At 68.9% G+C, this 21,268-nt stretch carries 23 protein-coding genes; 7 read left to right on the top strand and 16 right to left on the bottom strand.

Annotated features, from left to right (window positions below; all coding sequences use genetic code 11):
* Positions 1-2 precede the first annotated feature (2 nt).
* From ccoP to ACO057_RS02645, 5 genes are read right to left on the bottom strand one after another with little or no spacing between them, the layout of a single operon-like run.
* Positions 3-887 carry a cytochrome-c oxidase, cbb3-type subunit III gene (gene ccoP, locus ACO057_RS02665; RefSeq protein ID WP_421988802.1) on the bottom strand — a complete coding sequence of 295 codons (885 nt, stop codon included), beginning with the start codon at positions 885-887 and terminating at the stop codon, positions 3-5.
* 11 nt (positions 888-898) lie between these two features.
* Complete coding sequence (locus tag ACO057_RS02660) at positions 899-1,051, bottom strand: cbb3-type cytochrome oxidase subunit 3 (protein ID WP_421988801.1); 153 nt, start codon at positions 1,049-1,051, stop codon at positions 899-901.
* A gap of 10 nt (positions 1,052-1,061) precedes the next feature.
* Positions 1,062-1,796, bottom strand: a complete 735-nt coding sequence (gene ccoO, locus ACO057_RS02655; RefSeq protein ID WP_421988800.1) for a cytochrome-c oxidase, cbb3-type subunit II — start codon at positions 1,794-1,796, stop codon at positions 1,062-1,064.
* A 13-nt stretch (positions 1,797-1,809) separates the two neighbouring features.
* Positions 1,810-3,303 (bottom strand): cytochrome-c oxidase, cbb3-type subunit I, encoded by a 1,494-nt coding sequence (ccoN, locus tag ACO057_RS02650; protein ID WP_421988799.1) that lies wholly within the window; start codon positions 3,301-3,303, stop codon positions 1,810-1,812.
* Between the two features lie 60 nt (positions 3,304-3,363).
* A complete protein-coding gene (locus tag ACO057_RS02645) occupies positions 3,364-4,086 on the bottom strand; it encodes a sulfite exporter TauE/SafE family protein (RefSeq protein WP_421988798.1) in 723 nt (240 codons plus the stop codon).
* A 587-nt stretch (positions 4,087-4,673) separates the two neighbouring features.
* On the opposite strand from ACO057_RS02645, the gene ACO057_RS02640 reads away from it, so the two are divergent.
* Positions 4,674-4,982, top strand: coding sequence for a hypothetical protein (locus ACO057_RS02640; RefSeq protein ID WP_421988797.1), 309 nt, complete (start codon positions 4,674-4,676; stop codon positions 4,980-4,982).
* A gap of 1 nt (position 4,983) precedes the next feature.
* Here the strand turns inward: ACO057_RS02640 and ACO057_RS02635 are convergent, their stop codons facing one another.
* Positions 4,984-5,229 (bottom strand): DUF1272 domain-containing protein, encoded by a 246-nt coding sequence (locus tag ACO057_RS02635; protein WP_421988796.1) that lies wholly within the window; start codon positions 5,227-5,229, stop codon positions 4,984-4,986.
* Between the two features lie 202 nt (positions 5,230-5,431).
* Here ACO057_RS02635 and ACO057_RS02630 point away from each other — a divergent pair, with 202 nt between their 5' ends.
* Both ACO057_RS02630 and ACO057_RS02625 read left to right on the top strand, forming a co-directional pair.
* Positions 5,432-6,838, top strand: a complete 1,407-nt coding sequence (locus ACO057_RS02630) for a class II fumarate hydratase (protein ID WP_421988795.1) — start codon at positions 5,432-5,434, stop codon at positions 6,836-6,838.
* Positions 6,838-7,059 carry a ribbon-helix-helix domain-containing protein gene (locus ACO057_RS02625; RefSeq protein WP_421988794.1) on the top strand — a complete coding sequence of 74 codons (222 nt, stop codon included), beginning with the start codon at positions 6,838-6,840 and terminating at the stop codon, positions 7,057-7,059. Before ACO057_RS02630 ends, ACO057_RS02625 begins: the two co-directional genes overlap by 1 nt.
* A gap of 3 nt (positions 7,060-7,062) precedes the next feature.
* On the opposite strand, the gene ACO057_RS02620 is transcribed toward ACO057_RS02625, so the two are convergent.
* From ACO057_RS02620 to hisS, 4 genes are all read right to left on the bottom strand, one after another.
* Complete coding sequence (locus ACO057_RS02620; protein WP_421988793.1) at positions 7,063-7,614, bottom strand: DUF4167 domain-containing protein; 552 nt, start codon at positions 7,612-7,614, stop codon at positions 7,063-7,065.
* Between the two features lie 150 nt (positions 7,615-7,764).
* Entirely contained in the window at positions 7,765-8,637 is an 873-nt protein-coding gene (gene prmC, locus ACO057_RS02615) for a peptide chain release factor N(5)-glutamine methyltransferase (protein WP_421988792.1), read from the bottom strand.
* Entirely contained in the window at positions 8,634-9,686 is a 1,053-nt protein-coding gene (gene prfA / locus ACO057_RS02610) for a peptide chain release factor 1 (protein WP_421988791.1), read from the bottom strand. The genes prmC and prfA overlap by 4 nt, the downstream gene beginning before the upstream one ends.
* A complete protein-coding gene (gene hisS / locus ACO057_RS02605; RefSeq protein ID WP_421988790.1) occupies positions 9,683-10,936 on the bottom strand; it encodes a histidine--tRNA ligase in 1,254 nt (417 codons plus the stop codon). The genes prfA and hisS overlap by 4 nt, the downstream gene beginning before the upstream one ends.
* Before the next feature lie 152 nt (positions 10,937-11,088).
* On the opposite strand from hisS, the gene ACO057_RS02600 reads away from it, so the two are divergent.
* Positions 11,089-11,514 (top strand): ester cyclase, encoded by a 426-nt coding sequence (locus ACO057_RS02600; protein ID WP_421988789.1) that lies wholly within the window; start codon positions 11,089-11,091, stop codon positions 11,512-11,514.
* Positions 11,515-11,520: 6 nt separating this feature from the next.
* Here ACO057_RS02600 and ispG read toward each other — a convergent pair whose 3' ends face one another.
* From ispG to ACO057_RS02580, 4 genes are all read right to left on the bottom strand, one after another.
* Positions 11,521-12,675, bottom strand: a complete 1,155-nt coding sequence (ispG, locus tag ACO057_RS02595) for a flavodoxin-dependent (E)-4-hydroxy-3-methylbut-2-enyl-diphosphate synthase (protein ID WP_421988788.1) — start codon at positions 12,673-12,675, stop codon at positions 11,521-11,523.
* A gap of 76 nt (positions 12,676-12,751) precedes the next feature.
* The gene (locus ACO057_RS02590; protein ID WP_421988787.1) at positions 12,752-13,762 is read right to left on the bottom strand and encodes a helix-turn-helix domain-containing protein; all 1,011 of its coding nucleotides are present in this window, start codon (positions 13,760-13,762) and stop codon (positions 12,752-12,754) included.
* A 93-nt stretch (positions 13,763-13,855) separates the two neighbouring features.
* Positions 13,856-14,902, bottom strand: a complete 1,047-nt coding sequence (locus ACO057_RS02585) for an NAD(P)H-dependent flavin oxidoreductase (protein ID WP_421988786.1) — start codon at positions 14,900-14,902, stop codon at positions 13,856-13,858.
* Positions 14,902-16,122, bottom strand: a complete 1,221-nt coding sequence (locus ACO057_RS02580) for an aspartate kinase (RefSeq protein ID WP_421988785.1) — start codon at positions 16,120-16,122, stop codon at positions 14,902-14,904. The genes ACO057_RS02585 and ACO057_RS02580 overlap by 1 nt, the downstream gene beginning before the upstream one ends.
* A gap of 75 nt (positions 16,123-16,197) precedes the next feature.
* Here ACO057_RS02580 and ubiG point away from each other — a divergent pair, with 75 nt between their 5' ends.
* Positions 16,198-16,917: a bifunctional 2-polyprenyl-6-hydroxyphenol methylase/3-demethylubiquinol 3-O-methyltransferase UbiG gene (gene ubiG / locus ACO057_RS02575; protein ID WP_421988784.1), complete on the top strand. Its 720-nt coding sequence runs from the start codon at positions 16,198-16,200 to the stop codon at positions 16,915-16,917.
* Between the two features lie 80 nt (positions 16,918-16,997).
* Positions 16,998-17,993, top strand: coding sequence for an aldo/keto reductase (locus ACO057_RS02570; RefSeq protein ID WP_421988783.1), 996 nt, complete (start codon positions 16,998-17,000; stop codon positions 17,991-17,993).
* A 29-nt stretch (positions 17,994-18,022) separates the two neighbouring features.
* Here the strand turns inward: ACO057_RS02570 and ACO057_RS02565 are convergent, their stop codons facing one another.
* A complete protein-coding gene (locus tag ACO057_RS02565) occupies positions 18,023-18,544 on the bottom strand; it encodes a hypothetical protein (protein WP_421988782.1) in 522 nt (173 codons plus the stop codon).
* A 329-nt stretch (positions 18,545-18,873) separates the two neighbouring features.
* Between ACO057_RS02565 and modD the strand changes: the two genes are divergently transcribed.
* Positions 18,874-19,725, top strand: coding sequence for a ModD protein (gene modD, locus ACO057_RS02560; RefSeq protein WP_421988781.1), 852 nt, complete (start codon positions 18,874-18,876; stop codon positions 19,723-19,725).
* Here modD and ACO057_RS02555 read toward each other — a convergent pair.
* Positions 19,718-21,217: an ABC transporter substrate-binding protein gene (locus ACO057_RS02555; protein ID WP_421988780.1), complete on the bottom strand. Its 1,500-nt coding sequence runs from the start codon at positions 21,215-21,217 to the stop codon at positions 19,718-19,720. The two genes, modD and ACO057_RS02555, sit on opposite strands and share 8 nt — an antisense overlap.
* Positions 21,218-21,268: the final 51 nt, after the last annotated feature.

The following is a 21,268-nucleotide window of genomic DNA, read 5'->3' as shown; positions in this document are numbered from 1 at the left end:
CGCTACTGCTCGGTGCCGCCCAGGCTGTGCAGGTAGATGACGAGCATGCGGATGGTCGCCGCATCCAGGCGCGTCTCCCAGGACGGCATCACGCCGCCACGACCCATGGCGACGGTGCGCAGAATGCTCGCGCGGTCGCCGCCATAGAGCCAGACGCGGTCATCCAGGCGCGGGGCGCCCATCTCGCGGCTGCCCTGGCCACGCTCGCCATGGCAGCTCACGCAGTTCTCGGCGAAGACGGCCGCGCCCCTGGCGGCGGCCGCCGCATCCGTCGAGCGCCCGTCCAGCGAGAGCACATGCTCGGTCACGTCGCTCGCCTGCGCGGCGGTGATCATGCCGTCCGCCACGAAGCGCGGCATGAGCGAGTAGTGCGTCGCGTCGTCATCGGGCGCGCGAATGCCGTGGCGGATGGTCTGCTCGATGGCGTCGAGGCCGCCGCCCCAGAGCCATTCGTCATCGGCCAGGCTCGGGAAGCCAGGAGCGCCCTGCCCGCCCGCGCCGTGGCAGCCCGCACAGCTATTAGCGAAGGCGACGCGGCCACCGGCCATGGCGAAGCCGCGCAGATCGGGGTCGGCGAGGATCTGCGCCGGCGTCGCCGCGCGCAGCCGGGCCAGCATGGGCTCGATCGCCGCGGCATGCTCGGCGCGATCCTGCTCCGCCGCGCCGCGCGTGGTGTGGCCGAGCAGACCCGTGGCGCCCGTCATGGGCAAGGCGGGATAGAGCACCACCCAGACCGCCGCGAAGGCGATGCAGGCATAGAAGGTCCAGAGCCACCACCTGGGCAGCGGCGTGTTGAGCTCGCGGATGCCGTCCCACTCATGGCCCGTCGTGGTCTGGCCAGTCACCGCGTCCAGATCGGCGGCGTCGCGCTCGGAATGATTGTCCATCTCGCGGATCCCTAATCGGCGTCGCGCAGCGGGATTTGCCGCGCGCGCTCGAAACGCTCCCGCCGGGCCGGGCGGAAGGCCCAGACCAGAATCCCGGTGAAGAGCACGAAGAACCAGATGACCCAGGCGGTGGTCAGCAGGCTGTGGAACTGGTGGATGTCCATGTCGGGCCCCTTACTGCTGCCGCAGCCGCTCGGGCGTGACCTCGGAGAAGTCCACGAGGGTGCCGAGCATCTGCAGATAGGCGACGACCGCATCCATCTCGGTGATGGTTCGGGCATTGCCGTCGGGATCCATTTGCCGGGCGCGGGCGTAGCGCGTGGCGAAGGCAGTGCCGTCTTCGGCGGGGCGTGCCTGCGCCTGGAGATCGGCGGCGGCATTGGCCACCATCTCCTCGGTATAGGGCACGCCGAGGGCCCGCTGCGTCGCCAGCTGCTCGCGGATATTCGCGTAGTTCAGCGGGCGGTCGAGGAAGGCGTAGCTGGGCATGACGCTCTCGGGCACGAGATCACGCGGCGCGCGCAGGTGCAGCACCTGCCACTCGTCCGAGTAGCGGCCGCCGACGCGGGCCAGGTCGGGGCCCGTGCGCTTGCTGCCCCATTGGAAGGGACGGTCGTACATGCTCTCGGCCGCGAGGCTGTAGTGGCCGTAGCGCTCGCGCTCGTCGCGGAAGGGACGCACCATCTGGCTGTGGCAGGTGTAGCAGCCCTCGCGCACATAGATATCGCGCCCCGCGAGCTCGAGCGGCGTGTAGGGGCGGATGCCGCCCACGCGCTCGATCGTGCTCTCGATGGTGAAGAGCGGGATCACCTGGACGAGCCCGCCGATCGAGATGGTGATCAGCGTCAGCACGCCGAACAGGATGAGGTTCCGCTCGATCCTGCTGTGGCTGAAACGAATTCCGAACATGGGATGCGCCTCCTCAGGCGGCCACGGGCGCGGCGGCCGGAAGGACGCCCCGCGGCGCCTCCACGGGAGCCCGCACGGTGCGGTACAGGTTGTAGGCCATCAGCAGGGCGCCGATGAGGAAGAGCACGCCGCCCATCGCGCGGATCACGTAGTAGGGATGCATCGCGGCGACCGACTCCACGAAGGAGTACTGGAGGAAGCCGAGGTGGTCGTAGGCGCGCCACATCAGGCCCTGCATGATGCCCGACACCCACATCGAGGTGATGTAGAGAAGGATGCCCAGCGTCGCGATCCAGAAGTGCCAGCTCGCGAGCTTGTTGGACCAGAGCATCGTGCGGCCCCACAGGCGCGGCACCAGCCAGTACAGCACACCGAAGGTGATGAAGCCGTTCCAGCCGAGCGCGCCGGAATGCACGTGGCCGATGGTCCAGTCGGTGTAGTGCGACAGCGAGTTGACGGCGCGGATCGACATCACCGGACCCTCGAAGGTCGCGATGCCGTAGAAGCCGAGCGCGGCGACGGAGAAGCGCAGGCCGGGATCGGTCCGCAGCTTGTCCCACGCGCCCGAGAGCGTCATCAGCCCGTTGATCATGCCGCCCCAGGAGGGCATCCACAGCATGATCGAGAACACCATGCCCAGCACCTGCGCCCAGTCGGGCAGCGCGGTGTGGTGCAGGTGGTGCGGGCCGGCCCAGATGTAGAGGAAGGTCAGTGCCCAGAAGTGCACGATCGACAGGCGGTAGGAGTAGATCGGCCGCTCCGCCTGCTTCGGGATGAAGTAGTACATCATCCCCAGGAAGCCGGCGGTCAGGAAGAAGCCCACCGCGTTGTGGCCATACCACCACTGGATCATCGCATCCTGCACGCCGGCCGCCGCGCCGTAGGACTTGGCGCCCGCGAAGGAAACCGGCAGCGCCATGTTGTTGCCGAGATGCAGCACGGCGACGGTGATGATGAAGGCGAGGAAGAACCAGTTGGCCACGTAGATATGCGGCTCCTCGCGCCGCAGGATCGTGCCGCCGTAGATGACGAGATAGGCCACCCAGACGAAGGTCAGCCAGAGATCCGCATACCACTCGGGCTCGGCGTATTCCTTGCCCTGGGTGACGCCCAGCAGATAGCCGGTGGCCGCGATCACGATGAAGAAGTTGTAGCCCCAGAAGAGGAACCAGCCCGCATCGTCGCCGCCCAGCAGCCGCGCGCGGCAGGTGCGCTGCACGACATAGAGGCTCGTCAGCAGCAGCGCGTTGCCGCCGAAGGCGAAGATCACCGCCGAGGTGTGCAGCGGGCGCAGGCGGCCGAAGGTCGTGTATTCGAGGCCGAGATTCAGCACCGGGAAGGCGAGCTGAAGGGCGATGTAGACGCCCACGAGAAAGCCCGCGATGCCCCAGAAGATGGTGGCGATCGCGAAGGCCTTCAGCGGCTCCTCGACATAGACGGGCTGCGGGCGTGCGGGGCGGTGCGCGACCGGCGGCAGGGCCGCGGCGGCGATCACGTCATGGGGCATGGTGAACTCCTGGCATGACGGTCTGATCGGCCCTTGCGGCGCGCGGCGCGTTGATTTGAATCAAGCGAGGCGCAGGGCGAGCGCGAGAAGCACGGCCGCGTTCGCCACCAGCGCGATCCCGCCGAAAAGACGCAGTCCCGCGCCGAAGCGCCGGCCGAAGAACCGACCTAACAGGGCGACGCCGGTGAGAGCCGGGGCGGTGCCGGCCACGAAGGCCAGCATGGCGATGGCGCCCGCGAGAGCACTGCCGCTCGCCGCCGCTGCCGCGAGTGCCGCGTAGAGCAGGCCACAGGGCAGCGCGGATAGCAGCAGGCCGATCAGGAAGCCGCGTCGAGGGCCGGGTGTCGCGCGCATCAGCCGGCCGAGGGGAGCCATGATCGGGATGGGCGGTTGGGCGAGATGCATCCGCAGCCTCGGCGGGAGCGGCAGGCTCGATGCCGCCTGGACCAGCATCAGCACAGCCGAGACCGTCAGCGGCACGGCGAGGAGCGACCTGGACAGACCCAGCGAGGCCAGTCCGACCGCCCCGCCCGCGGCTGCGCCCAGCGCGGCATATCCCACCGCGCGGCCCAGATGGTAGGGCAGGAGTTGAAAGCTCTTCGAGCCGGACTGCATCGTCTGGGCCATCACGAAAGGCCCGCACATTCCGGCGCAATGGGTGACGCCACCCGCGAGTCCCGCCAGCAACATCGCACCCGTCAGCGCGAGAATGCCGCCGGCGCCAAGCGCGGCCAGGTCGTGAAGGCAATCGGCGAGCATCCGGCTGCATGGCACGGACGCCACGCGGCCGGGTTGATGCAGATCAACGCGTGGACAGGGCCGGCTCCGCGTCCTGGATCAGTCGGCGCGGTCACGTGCCGGCAAACCTGTCCTGCAGCCTTCAGACAGTATCTAAAGAAAAATTTCCCTCAATAAACGAATCCATTATTTCTATTTTACCTCTCAATTCGTTATTCTATTTGGATATTTTATGTATTTATGTGATTTATATACCTTCATTGAAGGTATTTTCTCTGCCCTGGCCAGCGCCTTCGGCGACCAAGCACCACGACATCTTCTGTAACTAGCTGAAGGATGTTGACGTGAATGGATTCTGGGAAGGATACGTGCACTGACGGAATGAGGGTCAGATGACGGCGCGGATTTCCCTGGGACAAGCCAAAGCGCCACACGCAGGTATTGGCCAGGATACGGCTGGATCTCCTGTCACCAAGGCATGGCAGGCAGGTGAAAATCCGAAATCTCCGCATGATGCGTGACGCTATAAGCCCCCCACCAAACGGCGCGGAGCTGAAGAGAATGCGGAATCGGCCGAATCGCTTCTCTCGCAGCCTCGCCCTCGCTTTCATTCAAGGGTTTTCGAACTGGCCATGACCGAGGTCCGCCACCGCACGGTAAGCCTCGACCATGTGCAACTGCGCGTGATGCTCGTTCTCGTCGACGGCCCAATCACGATCGAGAACGTCGCCTGGCGCGCCGGTGTCGGAGCCTTCGCATCGTCGCCGCGCCCGTCGCGTCAGATCTCGGCCTGGTGGCGCAGCATCGTGAAGCGGATGCCGCCGGGTCTGATCACCTCCACCTGGCATCTGCCGAAGCACCAGCTGCTCTGGTCGCTCACGGGATTGGGCTCGGACGTGCTCCGGGAAACGATTCGCTCGGAACTGTCGAACGCCGCCTGATTCAGGCGCCGCACTTCTCGGGCCGATGCTTCCGCTCCGTCGAGGCCGGAAAGGCCGCCAGTTTCGCCGCCGGCCGGACGGGTCGCCGCACCAGCTCTCCGCTGCAATTCGGGCAGACCCCGCCCGGCAGCTTCGTCGCCACGCAATCGGCGCACCAGGTACATTCGAAGGAGCAGATCAGCGCGTCGCCGCTGTCCGGCGGCAGGTCGCGGTCGCAACACTCGCAATTCGGGCGCAGGCTCAGCATGGTTCTTGGCTCCTGGACGTTGTCGGGATTCATGGCGGACGGCCTATCGGCGCGTCAACCATTCGCCTCGCGGAGCTTGGCATTCGGCCCAACGTCCCGATTTCCCTGACGACGGGGAAAGGATCGCGCCCGGCCAAGCTTCGTCCGGGGTTGTAACCTGTGGCGCGCTCGCGCTTTCTTCCCGCGACGCAAAGGAGCCGGCATGACCACCCGCACCGAAACCGACAGCCTCGGCACGATCGAAATTCCCGAGGAGCGCCTCTGGGGCCCGCAGACCGAGCGCGCGCGCCGCCTCTTCGCCATCGGCAGCGAGCGCTTCTCGCCCCTGCTCATCAAGGCCGTGGGGCAGCAGAAATGGGCGGCCGCCGAGGCCAATGCCCATCTCGGCGAACTGCCGCTGCACATCGCCGACCCCATCCGCCAGGCCGCCAACGAGATCATCGCCGGGCAACGCGACGAGGAGTTCCCGCTGCATATCTGGCAGACCGGCTCGGGCACGCAGACCAATATGAACGCCAACGAGGTCATCTCGAACCGAGCGAACCAGATCATGGGCCATCCGCTCGGCGCGCGTCAGCCGGTGCATCCCAACGACCATGTGAATCGCGGGCAGTCGTCCAATGACAGCTTCCCCACGGTGATGCATCTCGCCGCCGCCCAGGCCGTGGAGCTGCGGCTGAAGCCGGCACTGCAGCTTCTGGCCGACAGCCTGGGCGCGCGCGCCTCCCAATGGGCCGAGATCACGAAGATCGGCCGCACGCATCTGATGGATGCCGTGCCCGTCACGCTGGGGGGCGAGTTCGCGACCTATGCGCGGCAGGTGCTGCTCGGCATCGCGCGGCTCGAATCGACCATGCCGCGGCTGCTGCAGCTGCCCCAGGGCGGCACTGCGGCGGGCACCGGGCTGAACCGGCATCCCGATTTCGACCGCGTCTTCTGCGAGGTGGCGGCGACGCGGATCGGCCTGGCCTTCACGCCCAACCCCGACAAGTCCGAGGGCATGGCCGCGCATGACGCGCTGCTGGAGCTGCACGGGCAGATGAACACCATCGCCGCCTCGCTGATGAAGATCGCCAACGACGTGCGCCTCCTGGGCAGCGGGCCGCGCGCGGGTATCGCCGAGCTCGTGATCCCGGAGGACGGCCTGTCCAGCAGCATCATGCCGGGCAAGACCAACCCGACGCAGAGCGAGGCCCTGACCATGGTCTGCGCCCAGGTGATGGGGAATCAGACCACGGTGACCATCGGCGCGAGCCAGGGCCATCTGGAACTCAACGTCTACAAGCCGGTGATCATCAACGCCGTGCTGCAATCGGCGGCGCTGCTGGCCGATGCGGCCGAAAGCTTCGCCCACAACATGGTGGACAAGCTGGAGCCGAACCTGGCGAAGATCGCGGACAACCTGGCGAAATCGCTCATGCTGGCGACCGCGCTGAACCCGCATATCGGCTACGACCGGGCTGTGGCCATCGCCAAGCTGGCCCTGCATGAGGACCTGACGCTGCGCCAGGCCGCGCTGCGCCTCGGCGCCGTCAGCGCGGAGGACTTCGACAACTGGGTGAAGCCCGAGGCGATGCTGCGGCCGGGCATCAGCCTTCCGGGGGGCTGATGCGCCATCTGGCCAAGCGCAGCGTGCGCCTTGCGGGCCACGCCACCTCGATCGCGCTGGAGCCCGCCTTCTGGGCCGTCCTGGAACAGGCAGCGACGCGGCGGGGCACCACCCTCGCCGCGCTCATTGCCGAACAGGACGCCGCGCGGGCCGGCGCCGAAGAACCCCTCGCCAGCCGGCTGCGCGTTCACGCCCTGAAGCTGGTCTCCGGAGAGGCCTGAGCCTTACTGGGCCGACTCTTCCGGATTCGGGGCCGGACGGCGGTGCTGCGGCATGGGCAGGGTCTCCGCCTCGCCGGCCAGCTCGGCTTCGAGGCTGGCAGAGCCATTGCCCTCGCCGCCCTCGCCCTGCTCCTGACCCGAGCCGCCTTCCTGGCCGTAGCCCTCGCTCTGGTCGCGATAGCCTTCGCCCTGCTCGCGGTAGCGGCGGTCCTGCGGCTGTTGCGGCTGGGCCTGCTGCTGCGCCGCGTTCATGGCGCCCAGGATGCGGAAGTAATGCTCGGCATGCTGGAAGTATCCCTCGGCGGCCACACGGTCGCCGCCGCCGGTCGCGTCGCGACCAAGCTGCAGATACTTCTCGAAAAGCTGCTGGGCCGTGCCGCGGAGACGGACGTCGGGGCCGCTGGAGTCGAAAACGTGGTTGCGATTCAGCGGCTGATTGCCGCTCCCGCCGCTGCCGCCGCCAGTGTGCCGGTACTGACCGCCACCACCACCGCCGCCGCCGCTACCGCCGCCGCCGCCTCCACCATGACGATGGCCACGGCGCATGCGCTTCATGTTCATTCGTTGCTGTGCTTCGCTGTCTTGATGCCGCGCAGGTCTCGTCTCCGCGCGAGCTGTCGGTTGTGAGGCGCCGCCTGCCCTGGGTTACCCCGGAGGGGCCGCTTCGCCCGTCGGCCGGCCTGAGGCCTTGCTGACGATCGGACACTAGACGGGATCGGCGCTTCCGCCAACCGGTTTCTGTTGCAGTTCCAACAACAACGCCCGGGTGATTCCGCCAAGGTCTTCCCGCCCGCCCCGGACACGGAGCCCGGCCGCTTCGGCCAGGGCCGAGACGGCGGGCCCCTGCCCTTCGCCCAACTCCAGCACGGCAATTCCGCGGGAAGTCAGAAGACGAGGCAGTTGGCTCAGGATGGCGCGATAGGCGTCGAGCCCGTCGGTGCCCCCATCGAGGGCGGAGGCGGGCTCGTGCCGCGAAACTTCGGGCATCAGCCCGGCGATCACGCCGCTCTCGATATAGGGAGGGTTGGAGAGGATTGCATCGAATCGGCCGAAAATCGCGTCCGCCCAATGCCCCGCCAGGAAATTCGCCCGTCCTTGCAGACCGTTGCGGGCGGCGTTGCGCCGGGCCAGGCCAGCGGCCTCGGGCACCAGGTCGATGCCGACACCCTGGGCCTGCGGGAATTCCGCCAAGGCGGCGAGAAGCAGGCAGCCGGTGCCGGTGCCGAGGTCCAGGATGCGTTCCGGCGCGATCTCCGCGGCGAGCAGCGCCTCGATCAGCGACTCGGAATCGGCGCGGGGGATGAGGGTCTGCGGCCCGACCTCCAGCTCGATGGTCCAGAATCCGACATGGCCGATGACCTGGGCCATGGGTTCGCGGGCTGCCCGGCGATCCAGCAGGACGAGGAAGCGGCCGGCCCCCTCGGGCGCCACCTCCGCGCGGGGCTCCCGCAGCAGGGCCTCGGTGCTCGAATCCAGCGCATGGGCGAGCAGCACGCGCGCCTCCCAGCGGGCATCCTCGATCCCCGCCTCGCGCAACACCCGGCCGCCCTGGCAGAGCAGGGCGCCGACATTGCTCACCCTTCCTCCGCGAGGCGGCGGGCCTCGTCCTCGCTGACGAGGGCGTCGAAGATGTCGTCCATCTCACCCATCATCACACGGTCGATCTTGTGCAGCGTCAGGCCGATGCGGTGGTCCGTCACGCGCCCCTGGGGGAAGTTGTAGGTGCGGATACGCTCGCTGCGGTCGCCCGTGCCGACCTGGCCGCGGCGATCGGCCGCACGGGCGGAATCGAGGGCCGAGCGCTGCGCGTCGTAGATCTTGGCGCGCAGCATCTTCATGGCCTTGGCCTTGTTCTTGTGCTGGCTCTTCTCCTCCTGCATCGCCACCACGGTCCCGGTCGGGATGTGGGTGATGCGCACCGCGCTGTCCGTCTTGTTGACGTGCTGCCCGCCCGCGCCCTGGGCGCGATAGGTGTCGATGCGGAGGTCCTTGTCCTCGATCTTGAGGTCCACCTCCTCGGCTTCCGCGAGGACGGCGACCGTCACGGTCGAGGTGTGGATGCGCCCCTGCGTCTCCGTCGCCGGCACGCGCTGCACGCGGTGCACGCCGCTCTCGAACTTGAAGCGGGCGAAGACATCCTTGCCCTCGATCTCGGCCGAGGCATTCTTCACGCCGCCCAGCTCGTTCTCGTCGTATTCGAGCACGGTGAAGCGCCAGCCGCGGGATTCCGCGTATTTCTGGTAGGCGGCGAAGAGCTCGCCGGCGAAGAGACCGGCCTCGTCGCCGCCCGCGGCCGGGCGGATCTCCAGGATGGCGTTGCGCTCGTCGGCCGCGTCGCGCGGCAGCAGCATGAGACGGATCTCGCGCTCCATGCGGGGCAGCTTGTGCTTGGTCTCGTGCAGCTCGGCCTCGGCCAGATCCTTCATCTCGGGATCGGAGAGCATGGCCTCGGCCTCGGCCATGGCGGTCTCCAGGGCGCGGTACTCGGTGACCTTCTCCACCAGCGGCTCCAGCGTCGACAGCTCCTTGGAGAGCGTGCCGACCTGCGCGCCGTCGGCGGTCTCGAGCTGCGCGCGCAGCTCGGCCGCTCGGATCATCACCCGGTCGAGGGAGGCGGGTAGGCTCATCCGCGCAGGCGTCCCACGATATCGGCGAGGAGGACTTCCTCCTGGGTACCCGCGTCGAGGTCGCGCAGCTGGACCACGCCCTTGGCCGCCTCGGCCTCGCCGATGATGAGGGCCGCCCGGGCATTCTGCTTGTTGGCCCGCTCCATGCGGCGCTTGAGATTGCCGCGATAGCCCATCTCGGCCGCGATGCCGCCGGCGCGCAGCGTCTGAAGCACGGTCACCGCCACGCCCTCCTCGGCCTCGGAGACGGGAATCACCGTCACCAGCCGCGGCGCGGGGGGCGTGAGGCCGGCCACGTCCATCAGCATGGCCAGGCGCTCGACGCCAGCGGCCCAGCCAACGGCCGGCGTGGGGGGGCCGCCCATCTCCTCGACCAGGCCGTCATAGCGCCCGCCGCCCATCACCGTGCCTTGGGCACCGAGGCGGTCGGTCACGAATTCGAAGGCGGTGTGGCTGTAATAATCGAGGCCGCGGACGATGCGCGGGTTCTCGCGGAAGGGCACGCCGAAGCTCTCGAGGTGACGGCGCACCGCGTCCCAATGGGCGCGCGCCGTCGGCGTGAGGAAGGGCTCGATGGTGGGCGCATCGGCGACCAGCTTGCGGTCTCCGGCATCCTTGCTGTCGATGATGCGCAGCGGATTCTTCTCCAGCCGGCGCTGGCTGTCCTCGCTGAGGGAGTCGCGATGGGCGGAGAAGTGCTCGACCAGTGCCGCGCGATAGGCGTCGCGGCTCTCGGTGTCGCCCAGCGTGTTCACCTCCAGGATCGAGCCCTCGGCGATGCCGAGCTCCTGCTGGATGTGGTAGCCGCAGGCGATCACCTCGGCATCGGAGAGCGGCTCGGCCGCGCCCAGGATCTCGGCGCCGATCTGGTGGAACTGGCGGTAGCGCCCGGCCTGGGGCCGCTCGTAGCGGAACATGGGCCCGGCATAGAAGACCTTGCGCGGCAGGGACTGGGTGAGGCCGTTGGAGACCAGCGCGCGGCAGACACCTGCGGTGTTCTCGGGGCGCAGGGTGACGCTGTCGCCGCCGCGATCCTCGAAGACGTACATCTCCTTGCTGACGACGTCGGAGGTCTCGCCCAGGCCGCGCGCGAAGACGCGGGTGTCCTCGAAGATGGGCGTGGCCCATTCCTCGAAGCCGTAGAGCGCACAGACGCGCCGGGCGGTCTTGATGACGCGATGGTGCCGGCGGAACTCGTCGCCGATGAGATCACGCGTGCCGCGCGGCGGCTGGAGCTTCTGGCTGGACATGGCCTGCGGGGGTAGCCTCGGAGTGGAGCGGGGGCAAGGGGAGAAGGGCCGCGGCGGCGGCTTTGCCGAGCCCCATCGGTACATTGTCGTTCCTTGAACCGATAGCCCGGCGCTAGCCTGAGCTGCCTGAGGGCCCTCAGAAGGATACCACCATGTCCCCGTCAGCCGGCACCATCTTCCGCCTCTGGTTCGAAGAGGTCTGGAACAAGAACGACACCGACCGGATCACGACCTATCTGGCCCCGGACGGCATCATCTATGCCCTGGACCTCGCCGGGGGCGATGCGCAGGGGCCCGACGCCTTCAGGGCCTTCTTCGAGCAGTTCATGGAGAGCTTCTCCGACGTCCATTTCACCGTGCACGAGGTGATGGAAACCGAAGACATGGCGGCCGGGCGCTGGTCGGCCCAGCTGACCCATAGCGGGGACGGCTTCGGCTTCCCCGCGAGCGGGGAGACCGTAACGGTCACCGGCATGTCCATGATCCGCCTCAAGGACGGCCTGGTGGTCGAGGGGTGGAACGAGTGGGATCGCCTACGGATGGCTACCACCTGCCGCATGGTGGCGCCGCCCGCCTGAGGGCTTTCACTCCGCCGCGAGGATCGCCTGCTTTTGCGCTTCCTCGGCGGCCTTCTTAGCATCCGCCTCAGCCTGCAGGATCGCCGCCCGCGCCTCCACCAGGCCCACCAAGTGCTCCACCATGGCGTCCGTGTCGGTCGTGTGGTCCTGCTTGCCGGTCGAATAGATCATGTGCTTGCCCGCACCACCGCCGGTCAGGCCGATATCGGTCATCAGCGCCTCGCCCGGCCCGTTCACCACGCAGCCGATGATGGAGAGGCTGATGGGCTGCACCACGTGGGCCAGCCGCTCCTCCAGCTTCTCCACCGTGCGGATCACGTCGAAGCCCTGCCGCGCGCAGGAGGGGCAGGAGATGATCTTCACGCCGCGATGGCGCAGGTGCAGCGACTTCAGGATGTCCCAGCCGACCGCGACCTCCTCGGCCGGCTCGGCCGAGAGCGAGACGCGCATCGTGTCGCCGATGCCGGCCCAGAGCAGCGAGCCCAGGCCGACAGAAGACTTCACCGTGCCCGTGCGCTTTCCGCCCGCCTCGGTGATGCCGATGTGCAGCGGGTGGTCGCAGGCGTCGGCCAGCTGCTGGTACGCGGCGACCGCGAGGAAGACGTCCGACGCCTTCACGCTGATCTTGAACTCGTGAAAGTCGTTCTGGAGCAGGTGGTCGGCGTGCCACAGCGCGCTCTCGACCAGCGCTTCGGGGTTGGGCTCGCCGTACTTCTCCAGCAGATGCTTCTCCAGCGATCCCGCATTCACGCCGATGCGGATGGAGCAGCCGTAATCCTTGGCCGCCTTCACGACCTCCTTCACCCGCTCGGCCGAGCCGATATTGCCCGGATTGATGCGCAGGCAGGCCGCGCCGGCCTTGGCCGCCTCGATGGCGCGGCGATAGTGGAAGTGGATGTCGGCGACGATGGGGACGTTCACCTCGCGCACGATCTCGGCCAGTGCCTTGGTGCTCTCCTCGTCGGGGCAGCTCACGCGGACGATGTCGACGCCGGCCACCTCGGAGAGGCGGATCTGCGCGATCGTGGCCTCGGCATCCGAGGTCAGCGTGTTGGTCATGGTCTGGACGGTGATCGGCGCGTCCCCACCCACCAGCACCTTGCCGACGCGAATCTGGCGGGACTTGCGACGTTCGATCTGCTGATACGGCCGGTAGCTCATGCGGTCCTCGGAATCCCGTTTCGTCCGCAATATAGGCCCGCGCGGCGCGATGCCAAAGGGCGCCGCGCGCCGCTCGCTATTGCGCCGGGCGCGGGGCCGCCGGATTGGCTCGCGCGGGGGCGGGCGGTTGCGCCGGGGCCGGGGCCGCGGAGGCCGGTGGCGTGGGCGGACGCAGATGGGCCACGGTCAGCGGCACGTCGCGCCGGACGCCGCGCAGTTCGGAGAAGACCGGCGAGGGCACGTTCTCGACCAGGACTTCCAGGGACAGCGCATTGCCCGCGGAGAGCACCAGGCCTTCGCGATTGGGAACCTCGAAGGTCTCGCCGGCCCGCATGACGCGGTTCACCAGCTGCGCCGCCGAGCCCGTGGCCCGGGTGTCGCGCACCTGGGTCCAGACGTCGGACTTGACGCGGATCGTGATGCGCGACTGGTCGGGCGACGGCGCGGGAGCGGCGGGGACGGCGGCCACGATCGGGGGCGGCACCTGCACCGGCACGGGCGTGGGCACCGGCAAGGGCGGCATGCCCGGCGTCCCGGTGGAGGGGCCGCCGGCGGTGGGCCCGGCGGTGGGCGCAGACCCGCTCGGGGCGGAAGCGTTGGGGCGCAGGGCCTCGCCGCTGCGCGCGGCGGGCTCGAGGCGCGCGGGCACGGACGGGACGGCATCCACGCTGCGGTCGCTCGTACCGGTCCAGTTGTACCAGGCGACATAAGAGCCGATAGCGATCACCGCGCCGATCAGCACCACCACGCCGGCCGGGAAGCCGCGCTCGGGCACCGGCTCGGGAAAGACGAGGTCGGCCTTGCGGGCGCCGACGCCGGAGACGGCATCGCGCAGGCGGCGCACCATGTCGCCGGGGTCGAGGCCGAGGAAGCCGGCGTAATTCCGCACGAAGCCAATGGCATAGGCGGCGGAAGGAAGATCCCTTACGCGCCCTTCCTCCAGCGCCACCAGATAGACGCGGCGGATGCGCAGTTGCGCCGCCACGTCCTCGATCGAGAGACCGAGGGCGAGGCGCGCATCGCGCAGTTCCTCACCGAGCCGGGCGGCGTCCACGGCGGGGGCCTCCTGGGGGCGGAAGCGTTTCATGTCGTCGAACACGGGCGCATGGTTAGACCGTCCTGGCCAGCGGCAAAAGAGGCCAAAGGCGCGCCCGCACGAATCTTCATGCGGGCCGAATCTTCACGCAGGCTTGTGGCGGGCCGCCCAGGCGGTGGCCGCCTGGCCGATGAGCTCGGAGACGATCTCGATGGCGGGCTGCTCGCGCGTCACCATGCCCACGCTCTGACCGGCCATGAGCGAGCCGTTCTCCACGTCGCCGTCGATCACCGCGCGGCGCAGCGCCCCGGCCCAGAAATGCTCGATGTCGAGCTGGGCCTCGTCCTTCGCCAGCTCGCCCGACTGGAAGCGCTTCAGCACGGCGGCCTGATGCTCCATGAAGCGCTTGGTGCCCTCGTTCTGCAAAGCGCGGACGGGGATGACCGGGAAGCGCTCGTCGATCTGCACCGTGGGCAGCGCGTCGCGCGCGGCGCCGCGGATGAAGGCCTTCTTGAAGTTCGGATGGGCGATGCTCTCGCTCGCGCAGACGAAGCGCGTGCCGAGCTGGGCGCCGGCGGCCCCCATCTCCAGGTAGGAGAGGATGGCTTCCCCTCGCCCGATGCCGCCGGCCACGAAGACTGGCACGTCGGTGATATGCGGCAGGATCTCCTGCGCCAGGACGTTGAGGCTGACGGGGCCGATATGCCCGCCCGCCTCGCTGCCCTCGATGACCAGAGCGTCGGCGCCCGAGCGGATCAGCTTCTTGGCCAAGGCGAAGGCCGGCGCGAAGCAGACGATCCTGGCCCCGCCGTCCTTGGCCCGCTTGATCGCCGAGCCGGGCGGAATGCCGCCGGCGAAGACGATATGCGTCACGCCGTGCCGGATGCAGACATCCACCAGCTGCTCGAGCCGGGGATGCATGGTGATCAGGTTCACGCCGAAGGGCTTGTCCGTGAGCGCCTTGGTGCCGGCGATCTCCTGGTCGAGGCGGTCGGGCTCCATCGCCCCGCAGGCGATGACGCCGAAGGCCCCGGCATTGGAGATGGCGGCGACGAGATTGCGCTCGCTCACCCAGGACATGGCGCCGGCCAGCAGGGCGTAGCGCGTGCCGAAGAAGGCCGCGCCCCGCGCCATCAGCCGGTCGATCTCCGCGAAGGCGGCCGCGGGAGCGACGGGGGCGGCCTGATCCATCAGGCCGCGTCCAGGCCGTAGGCGGTGTGCAGCGCGCGCACGGCCAGCTCGGTGTAGTCCGCGGCCACGAGGACCGACACCTTGATCTCGCTGGTCGAGATCACCTGGATGTTGATGCCCTTGTCGGACAGCGCCTTGAACATGGTCGAGGCGACGCCCGCATGGGTGCGCATGCCGATGCCGACGACGCTGATCTTCGTCACGTCCGCGTCGGCGATCAGTTCGCCGTAGTTCAGCTCGGCCTTGGCCTTCTCCAGGATGTCCCTGGCGCGCGGCAAGTCGGAACGGCCGACCGTGAAGGTCATGTCCGTGTTGCCGTCCTCGCCGATGTTCTGGACGATCATGTCCACGTTCACATTGGCGTCCGAAAGCGGCCCGAAGATGCGCGCGGCCACGCCCGGGCGGTCCGGCACGCGGCGCAGAGTGACCTTGGCCTCATCCCTCGAATAGGCGATGCCGGAAACGATCGGCTTCTCCATGATCTCGTCCTCATCCACGACCAGAGAGCCTGGCTTGTCTTCAAAACTGGAAAGTACCTGCACGCGAACCTTCGCCTTCATGGCAAGCTCCACGGAACGGGTCTGCAACACCTTGGCGCCCACCGAGGCCAGCTCCAGCATCTCCTCATAGGAGATCTTGTCGAGCTTGCGCGCCTTGGGAACGATACGCGGATCGGTCGTGTAGATGCCGTCCACGTCGGTATAGATGTCGCAGCGGTCGGCGTTCAGCGCGGCGGCGAGCGCCACGGCCGAGAGGTCCGAGCCGCCGCGGCCCAGCGTCGTCACGCGGTTGCGGCCGGGCTCGAGGCCCTGGAAGCCGGCGACCACGGGCACCTGGCCCTGCTCCATCCGCTTGATGAGTTCCTCGCCGAGGATCTTGTCCACGCGCGCCTTGCCATGGGCGTTGTCGGTCAGGATGGGCACCTGCCAGCCCTGCCAGGAGCGCGCCTCGACGCCGACGGCCTGCAGCGCGATGGCCGTGAGGCCGATCGTCACCTGCTCGCCGGTCGCGACGACGACGTCGTATTCGCGCGCATCATGCAGCGGCGAGAGCTCCTGGCACCATTTGACCAGCTGGTTCGTCGTCCCGGACATGGCCGAGACGACCACGGCCACCTGATGGCCGGCGTCGACCTCACGTTTCACGCGGGCCGCGACGTTGCGGATCCGGTCCAGGTCGGCGACGGAAGTGCCGCCGAACTTCATGACGATACGGGACATGCTCGTTCCTGGCCCTCGGACCCGGGACTGGGCCCGGGCCTTGCGGTGGAGGTGGGGGCGCGTCAGATACCGGGCATGACGCAGATGGGCAACACGGCGGGCTCCGCCGATGCGACAGAAGTCGCCAAGTTCGACGCTTTGGCGGCCGATTGGTGGGATGCGCGGGGCCCCATGGCGCCGCTGCACGCCATGAATCCGGTGCGGATGGCCTGGGTCGCGGGGCAGCTGGGGCCGCTGGAGGGGCTGCGAATCCTGGATGTGGGCTGCGGTGCGGGGCTCGCCTCGGAATGGCTGGCCCGGCGCAAGGCCGTCGTCACGGGGCTGGACGCCGCCGGCGCGGCCCTGGAGGCGGCGCGGGTGCATGCCGCGCAATCCGGCGTGGTCGTGGACTATCGGGAGGGCACGCCCGAAAGCCTGGAGGAGGGCGGTTTCGACGCCGTGATCGCCCTGGAGGTGATCGAGCACGTGCCCCCCGCCGAGCGGGCGGCCTTCTGCGCCGCCCTGGCGCGGCTGGTGCGGCCGGGCGGGACGGTGGTGCTCTCCACCCTGAACCGGACGCGGCGCTCCTGGCTCTTCGCCATCCTCGGCGCCGAGCACCTGCTGCGCTGGCTGCCGGTGGGAACGCATGACTGGAAGCTGTTCCTGGCCCCCTCGGAGCTGGGGGCGCTGCTGCGCGGGGCCGGGCTCGCGGTCACCGACACGGCCGGGATGGCGCCGGGCGCGCTGGGCGGCTTCCGCCTCTCGCGCGACATGGCGGTGAACTACCTGATGGCGGCGCGGAAGCCGGCGGGTTGATCTCCCGGCAGGGGCCCCGTTCCCTTTCGCCGCGAACGGATGTGAAATCCCGCCTGGGACGTCAAAGGCGGGAACGATCAATGAAGCATGTGAAATTCGGCGGCACGGGGCTGCGCGTCTCGGGCCTGTGCCTCGGCACCATGACCTTCGGCCTGCAATGCGACGTGCCCACCAGCCACTCCATCATGGATGCGGCGTCGTCGGGCGGCATCGACTTCTTCGACACGGCCGACGTCTATCCGCTCGGCGGCGGCAAGCCGACGCTGGGCCGCACGGAGGAGATCGTCGGCGGCTGGCTGAAGGGCAAGCGGAACAGCTTCATCCTCGCCACCAAATGCTTCGGCGCCATGGGGCCGAAGCCCTGGGATGGCGGCATGTCGCGCAAGCACATCCTGGACGCCATCGACGCCTCGCTGAAGCGCCTCGGCACCGATTACGTCGACCTCTACCAGATCCATCACTGGGACCCGAACACGCCGATCCTCGAGGTGCTGGAAGCGCTGGACAGCGTCGTGCGCTCGGGCAAGGCACGCTATATCGGCGTCTCCAACTGGGCGGCCCACAAGATCGCCCGCGCGCTCGGCCATAGCGAGCTGCGTCACCTCGTGCGCATCGCTTCGGTCCAGCCGCGCTACAACATGCTCTACCGCGCCTATGAGCGCGACCTCCTGCCCATGTGCGAGGAGGAGGGCATCGCCGTCATTCCCTACAACCCGCTGGCCGGCGGCATGCTCACCGGCAAGCACCTGGCCGATGCGCCGCCGACGCCCGGATCGCGCTTCACCCTCGGCGAGGCCGGGCCGCGCTATCAGGAGCGCTATTGGAACCGGCGCGAATTCGAGACGGTCGAGGCACTGAAGCCCGTCGCTGCCGAGGCCGGGATGAGCATGGCGACCATGGCGATGCGCTGGGTGATCTCCAACCCGGCGATCACCGCGCCGATCGTGGGCGCGAGCCGCCCGGCGCAGCTGGTGGACACCCTCGCCGCCGCCGAGAAGGGCGCGCTGCCGGCGGATCTCAAGGCCAAGCTGGACGACCTGACGCATGAATGGCGCGCGGTCGACGCGGAGCGATAGCCCGCGGCGAGGCAATCAGGACGGGGCAATCACAGGGCGCTGCGGGTCGGCTGGATGAAGATCCTGTCCCTGTCGGCCGGCAGGCCCCACGCCTTCAGCACCGCTTTCACCGCGCCGTTTCGCAGCGCCTTCTCCATCCCGTCGATGAAACGTTTGTCATGCGAGATGATGCGCAGGCGGTTGGTGATGCCATCCGCCGCGATCGGCAGGTCGCCTTTGCCCAGATTGCCCGTCGCCGCCAGGGCGGCATGGACCTGCTGATAGACCGCGATCCGGCCGCTGGCGAAGAAGGGCACCGCGCCGCGATCCACGACGATCTTGCCGCTCTGCCGATAGGCGTCGATGAAGGCGCCTTGCTGCGCGATCAGCCCGGCGCCGCCCTGCTGAAGCAACTCCTTATGGATCTGGTCGTTCAGCTTGATGCGGATCTCGCTGGGCGGCGCGTTGAACAGCCAGGACAATTCGTTGTTCCAGCGGTCCATGCCCGGGTTCTCGTCGCGCTTGGCTCCGCGCCCGAGCACGTCGAGGAAGGTCTGCGCGTCGACGATCACCACGCGGGTGTTGTCGTAATCGGGACTGGGCTCGATCCGGGAGGCCCAGTCCGGCCGCTGCATGGCGCCTCCCGCGCCGATCCGGGAACTTGCTGACATCGCCGTCTCCATGCCCAGGAACGTCATTTTATCTCAGCCTAGCCCTGGAAATTCCGCCGCACGACGGGAATTCTTCTCGCGCGCCCTGGCCCGTGGCCGATCCTGCCATGCCCCTCCCGCGTCCCAGGGCTCAAGCAGGAGCTCTGGCCGGATGCGCCGGTTCCTGCTGATCTGAGGGCCAGTAAAGTGCGGATCCCCTGGGGTTGCCGCCCTGTTGAAGGATTCCCGGCATGCCCTTCCCCCTGCCCGACGACCGTCTCCTGGCGATGCTGCGCGAAGATGTCCCCTATGGCGACGCGACCACATCGGGCCTGGGCATCGGCGGAATGCCGGGCCAGGCACTCTTCGCGACGCGCTCCACCATCGTCGCCTGCTGCGTCGAGGATGCCGAGCGCGTCATGCTCCTCGCCGGCTGCCGCTCGGTACAGCGCTTTCATTCCTCCGGCGCCCAGGTCGAGGCGGGGTCCGAGCTGCTGCTCGCCGAAGGCAGCGCGGCCGCGCTGCATCGCGGCATGAAGGTGGCCCAGACGCTGCTGGAGGTCGCCTCGGGCGTCGCCACCCGCGCGCGACGCATCCTGCTGGCGGCCCGCGAGGGCAAGCCCAACGTCTCGGTCACCTGCACGCGCAAGCATCTGCCCGGCACGAAGGATGTGATGATGAAGGCCATCATGGCCGGAGGCTGCGCGCCGCATCGGCTCGGGCTGTCGGACAGCGTGCTGGTCTTCCCGCAGCATCGCGCCTTCCTCGGCCGCAAGCCGCCCTATCTCTGGGTCGCGGAGCTGCGCGCCGCCCAGCCGGAACGCAAGATCACGGTCGAGGCCGAGAATGTCGACGAGGTGGCGTGGTTCGCCTCCGCCGGCGTGGATTGCGTGCAGGTGGACAAGCTCTCGCCCGAGCAGGTGGCCGAGGCGATCCGCTCCATGTCGGGCATGTCCAAGCGGCCCGTCATCGCGATGGCGGGAGGCGTGAACGAGACCAATGCGCGCGCCTATGCCGAGGCGGGCGCGGATATCCTGGTGACCTCCGCTCCCTATTCGGCGCCGGCGGCGGATATCTCGGTGCGGATGACCCTCGCTAGCTGAGGCGCAGCCCCTGCAGCCGGATCAGGCCGTCCGGCACCATCCTGAGCCCCCGCACCGCGGCCCCCGTCCCGAAGAACCAGGTCGGGTGCCAGAGGTAGATATAGGGGCGGTCGCGCAGCAGGATCTCCATCGCCTGGCCATAGGCGGCGAGGCGCGCCGCCGGGTCCACGCGGGTGCGGCCCTCGCGCATCGCCGCATCCGCCGCCTCGCTGCAATAGCGCCCGCCGTTGAGGGATTCCCGGCAGGCGTTGAAGCCCCAGAGATTGCCGTCGATATCCGTGCGGCCTGACCAGGCGATGATCAGCGCCTCGAAATCCCCGGCCGTCCATTGCCGCAGCAGCGTGGCCGTCTCGGTCACCTGCAGTTCGAGCGCGATGCCCGCCTCGGCCGCCATGGATTGCAGCACCTCGGCGGCCTGCACGTATTCCGTGGTGTTGGGCACCGAGAGCTTGACCCGCACGCGTTCCTGACCGGCCTCGCGCAGCAGCGCGCGGGCACGGGCCACGTCGCGCCCCGGCACCGGCAGGCTCGCGATATGCTGCGGATGGCCCGGCGGCGTGGACTGGTTGCCGGGGCGGAAGAGACCCTCGAAGGCCACGCGATTGAGAATGTCCCGATCGATGCTGGCCTCCAGCGCCGCGCGCACGCGCGGGTCGCGCCCGAGCGGCGTGTCGGATCTGGGGCCGTTGGCCACGTTGACGGCGATATAGACCGAAGCGAGCGACGGCCCCTCCAGCAGCCGCACGCGGCGATCGCCGCGCAGCGTGCCGACATCGGAGGGATTCACCCGCTCGATCACGTCCAGCGATCCGGCGCGCAGATTGGCGGCGCGAACGGTGGTGTCGGAGATGGGTCGGTAGATGACGCGCTCGGCGTGAATGGCCTCGCGATTCCAATAGCCCTCGAAGCGCTCCAGCTCGATGCGGTCCAGCGCCACACGGCGGGTCAGGCGGAAGGGCCCGGCGCAAGCGGGCGCGGCCTGGAATTCCGCGCCGAGGACATTGGCCTGGCGCGGCGAGACCAGCATGCCCGCGCGGTCGGACAGCGCCGCCAGCAGAGGCGCGAAAGGCTCGGAAAGGCGGATGCGGACCTGCATCGGCCCCGCGGCCTCGATGGCGGTGACGGGGCCCATCTCACCGCGCCGGGTGGAGCCGGACGCGGTCATGTGGCGGTTGAGCCCGGCCACGGCCGCCTCGGCATCCAGCGCCGTGCCGTCGTGAAAGCGCACGCCCTCGCGCAGCGTCAGCAGCAGGGCGCGGCCGTCCTCCTGCCATTCCCACGCCGTCGCGAGCTGCGGCGCCAGGCCACCCTGGTCGTCCACCTCGATGAGCTTGTCGCACATCGCCATGAAGACCTGCCGCGCCGCGACGGAGCGCGAAAGGGTCGGGTCCAGCACATCCGGATCGGACGCGATGCCGATGCGGATCGTCTGCGCGGCGGCCGGGACGGCGAGGAGGCCGAGGGCCAGCAGGGCGGCGGGAAGCAGGCGCATCTGGGACGTCCTTTGCGGATTGCCGTCAGCCTAGGCGCGGGAACGCCTCGA

Source organism: Roseococcus sp., assembly GCF_965227005.1.
In the GTDB taxonomy this organism is placed as follows: domain Bacteria; phylum Pseudomonadota; class Alphaproteobacteria; order Acetobacterales; family Acetobacteraceae; genus Roseococcus.
This window is presented reverse-complemented; position numbering and strand designations above follow the sequence as displayed.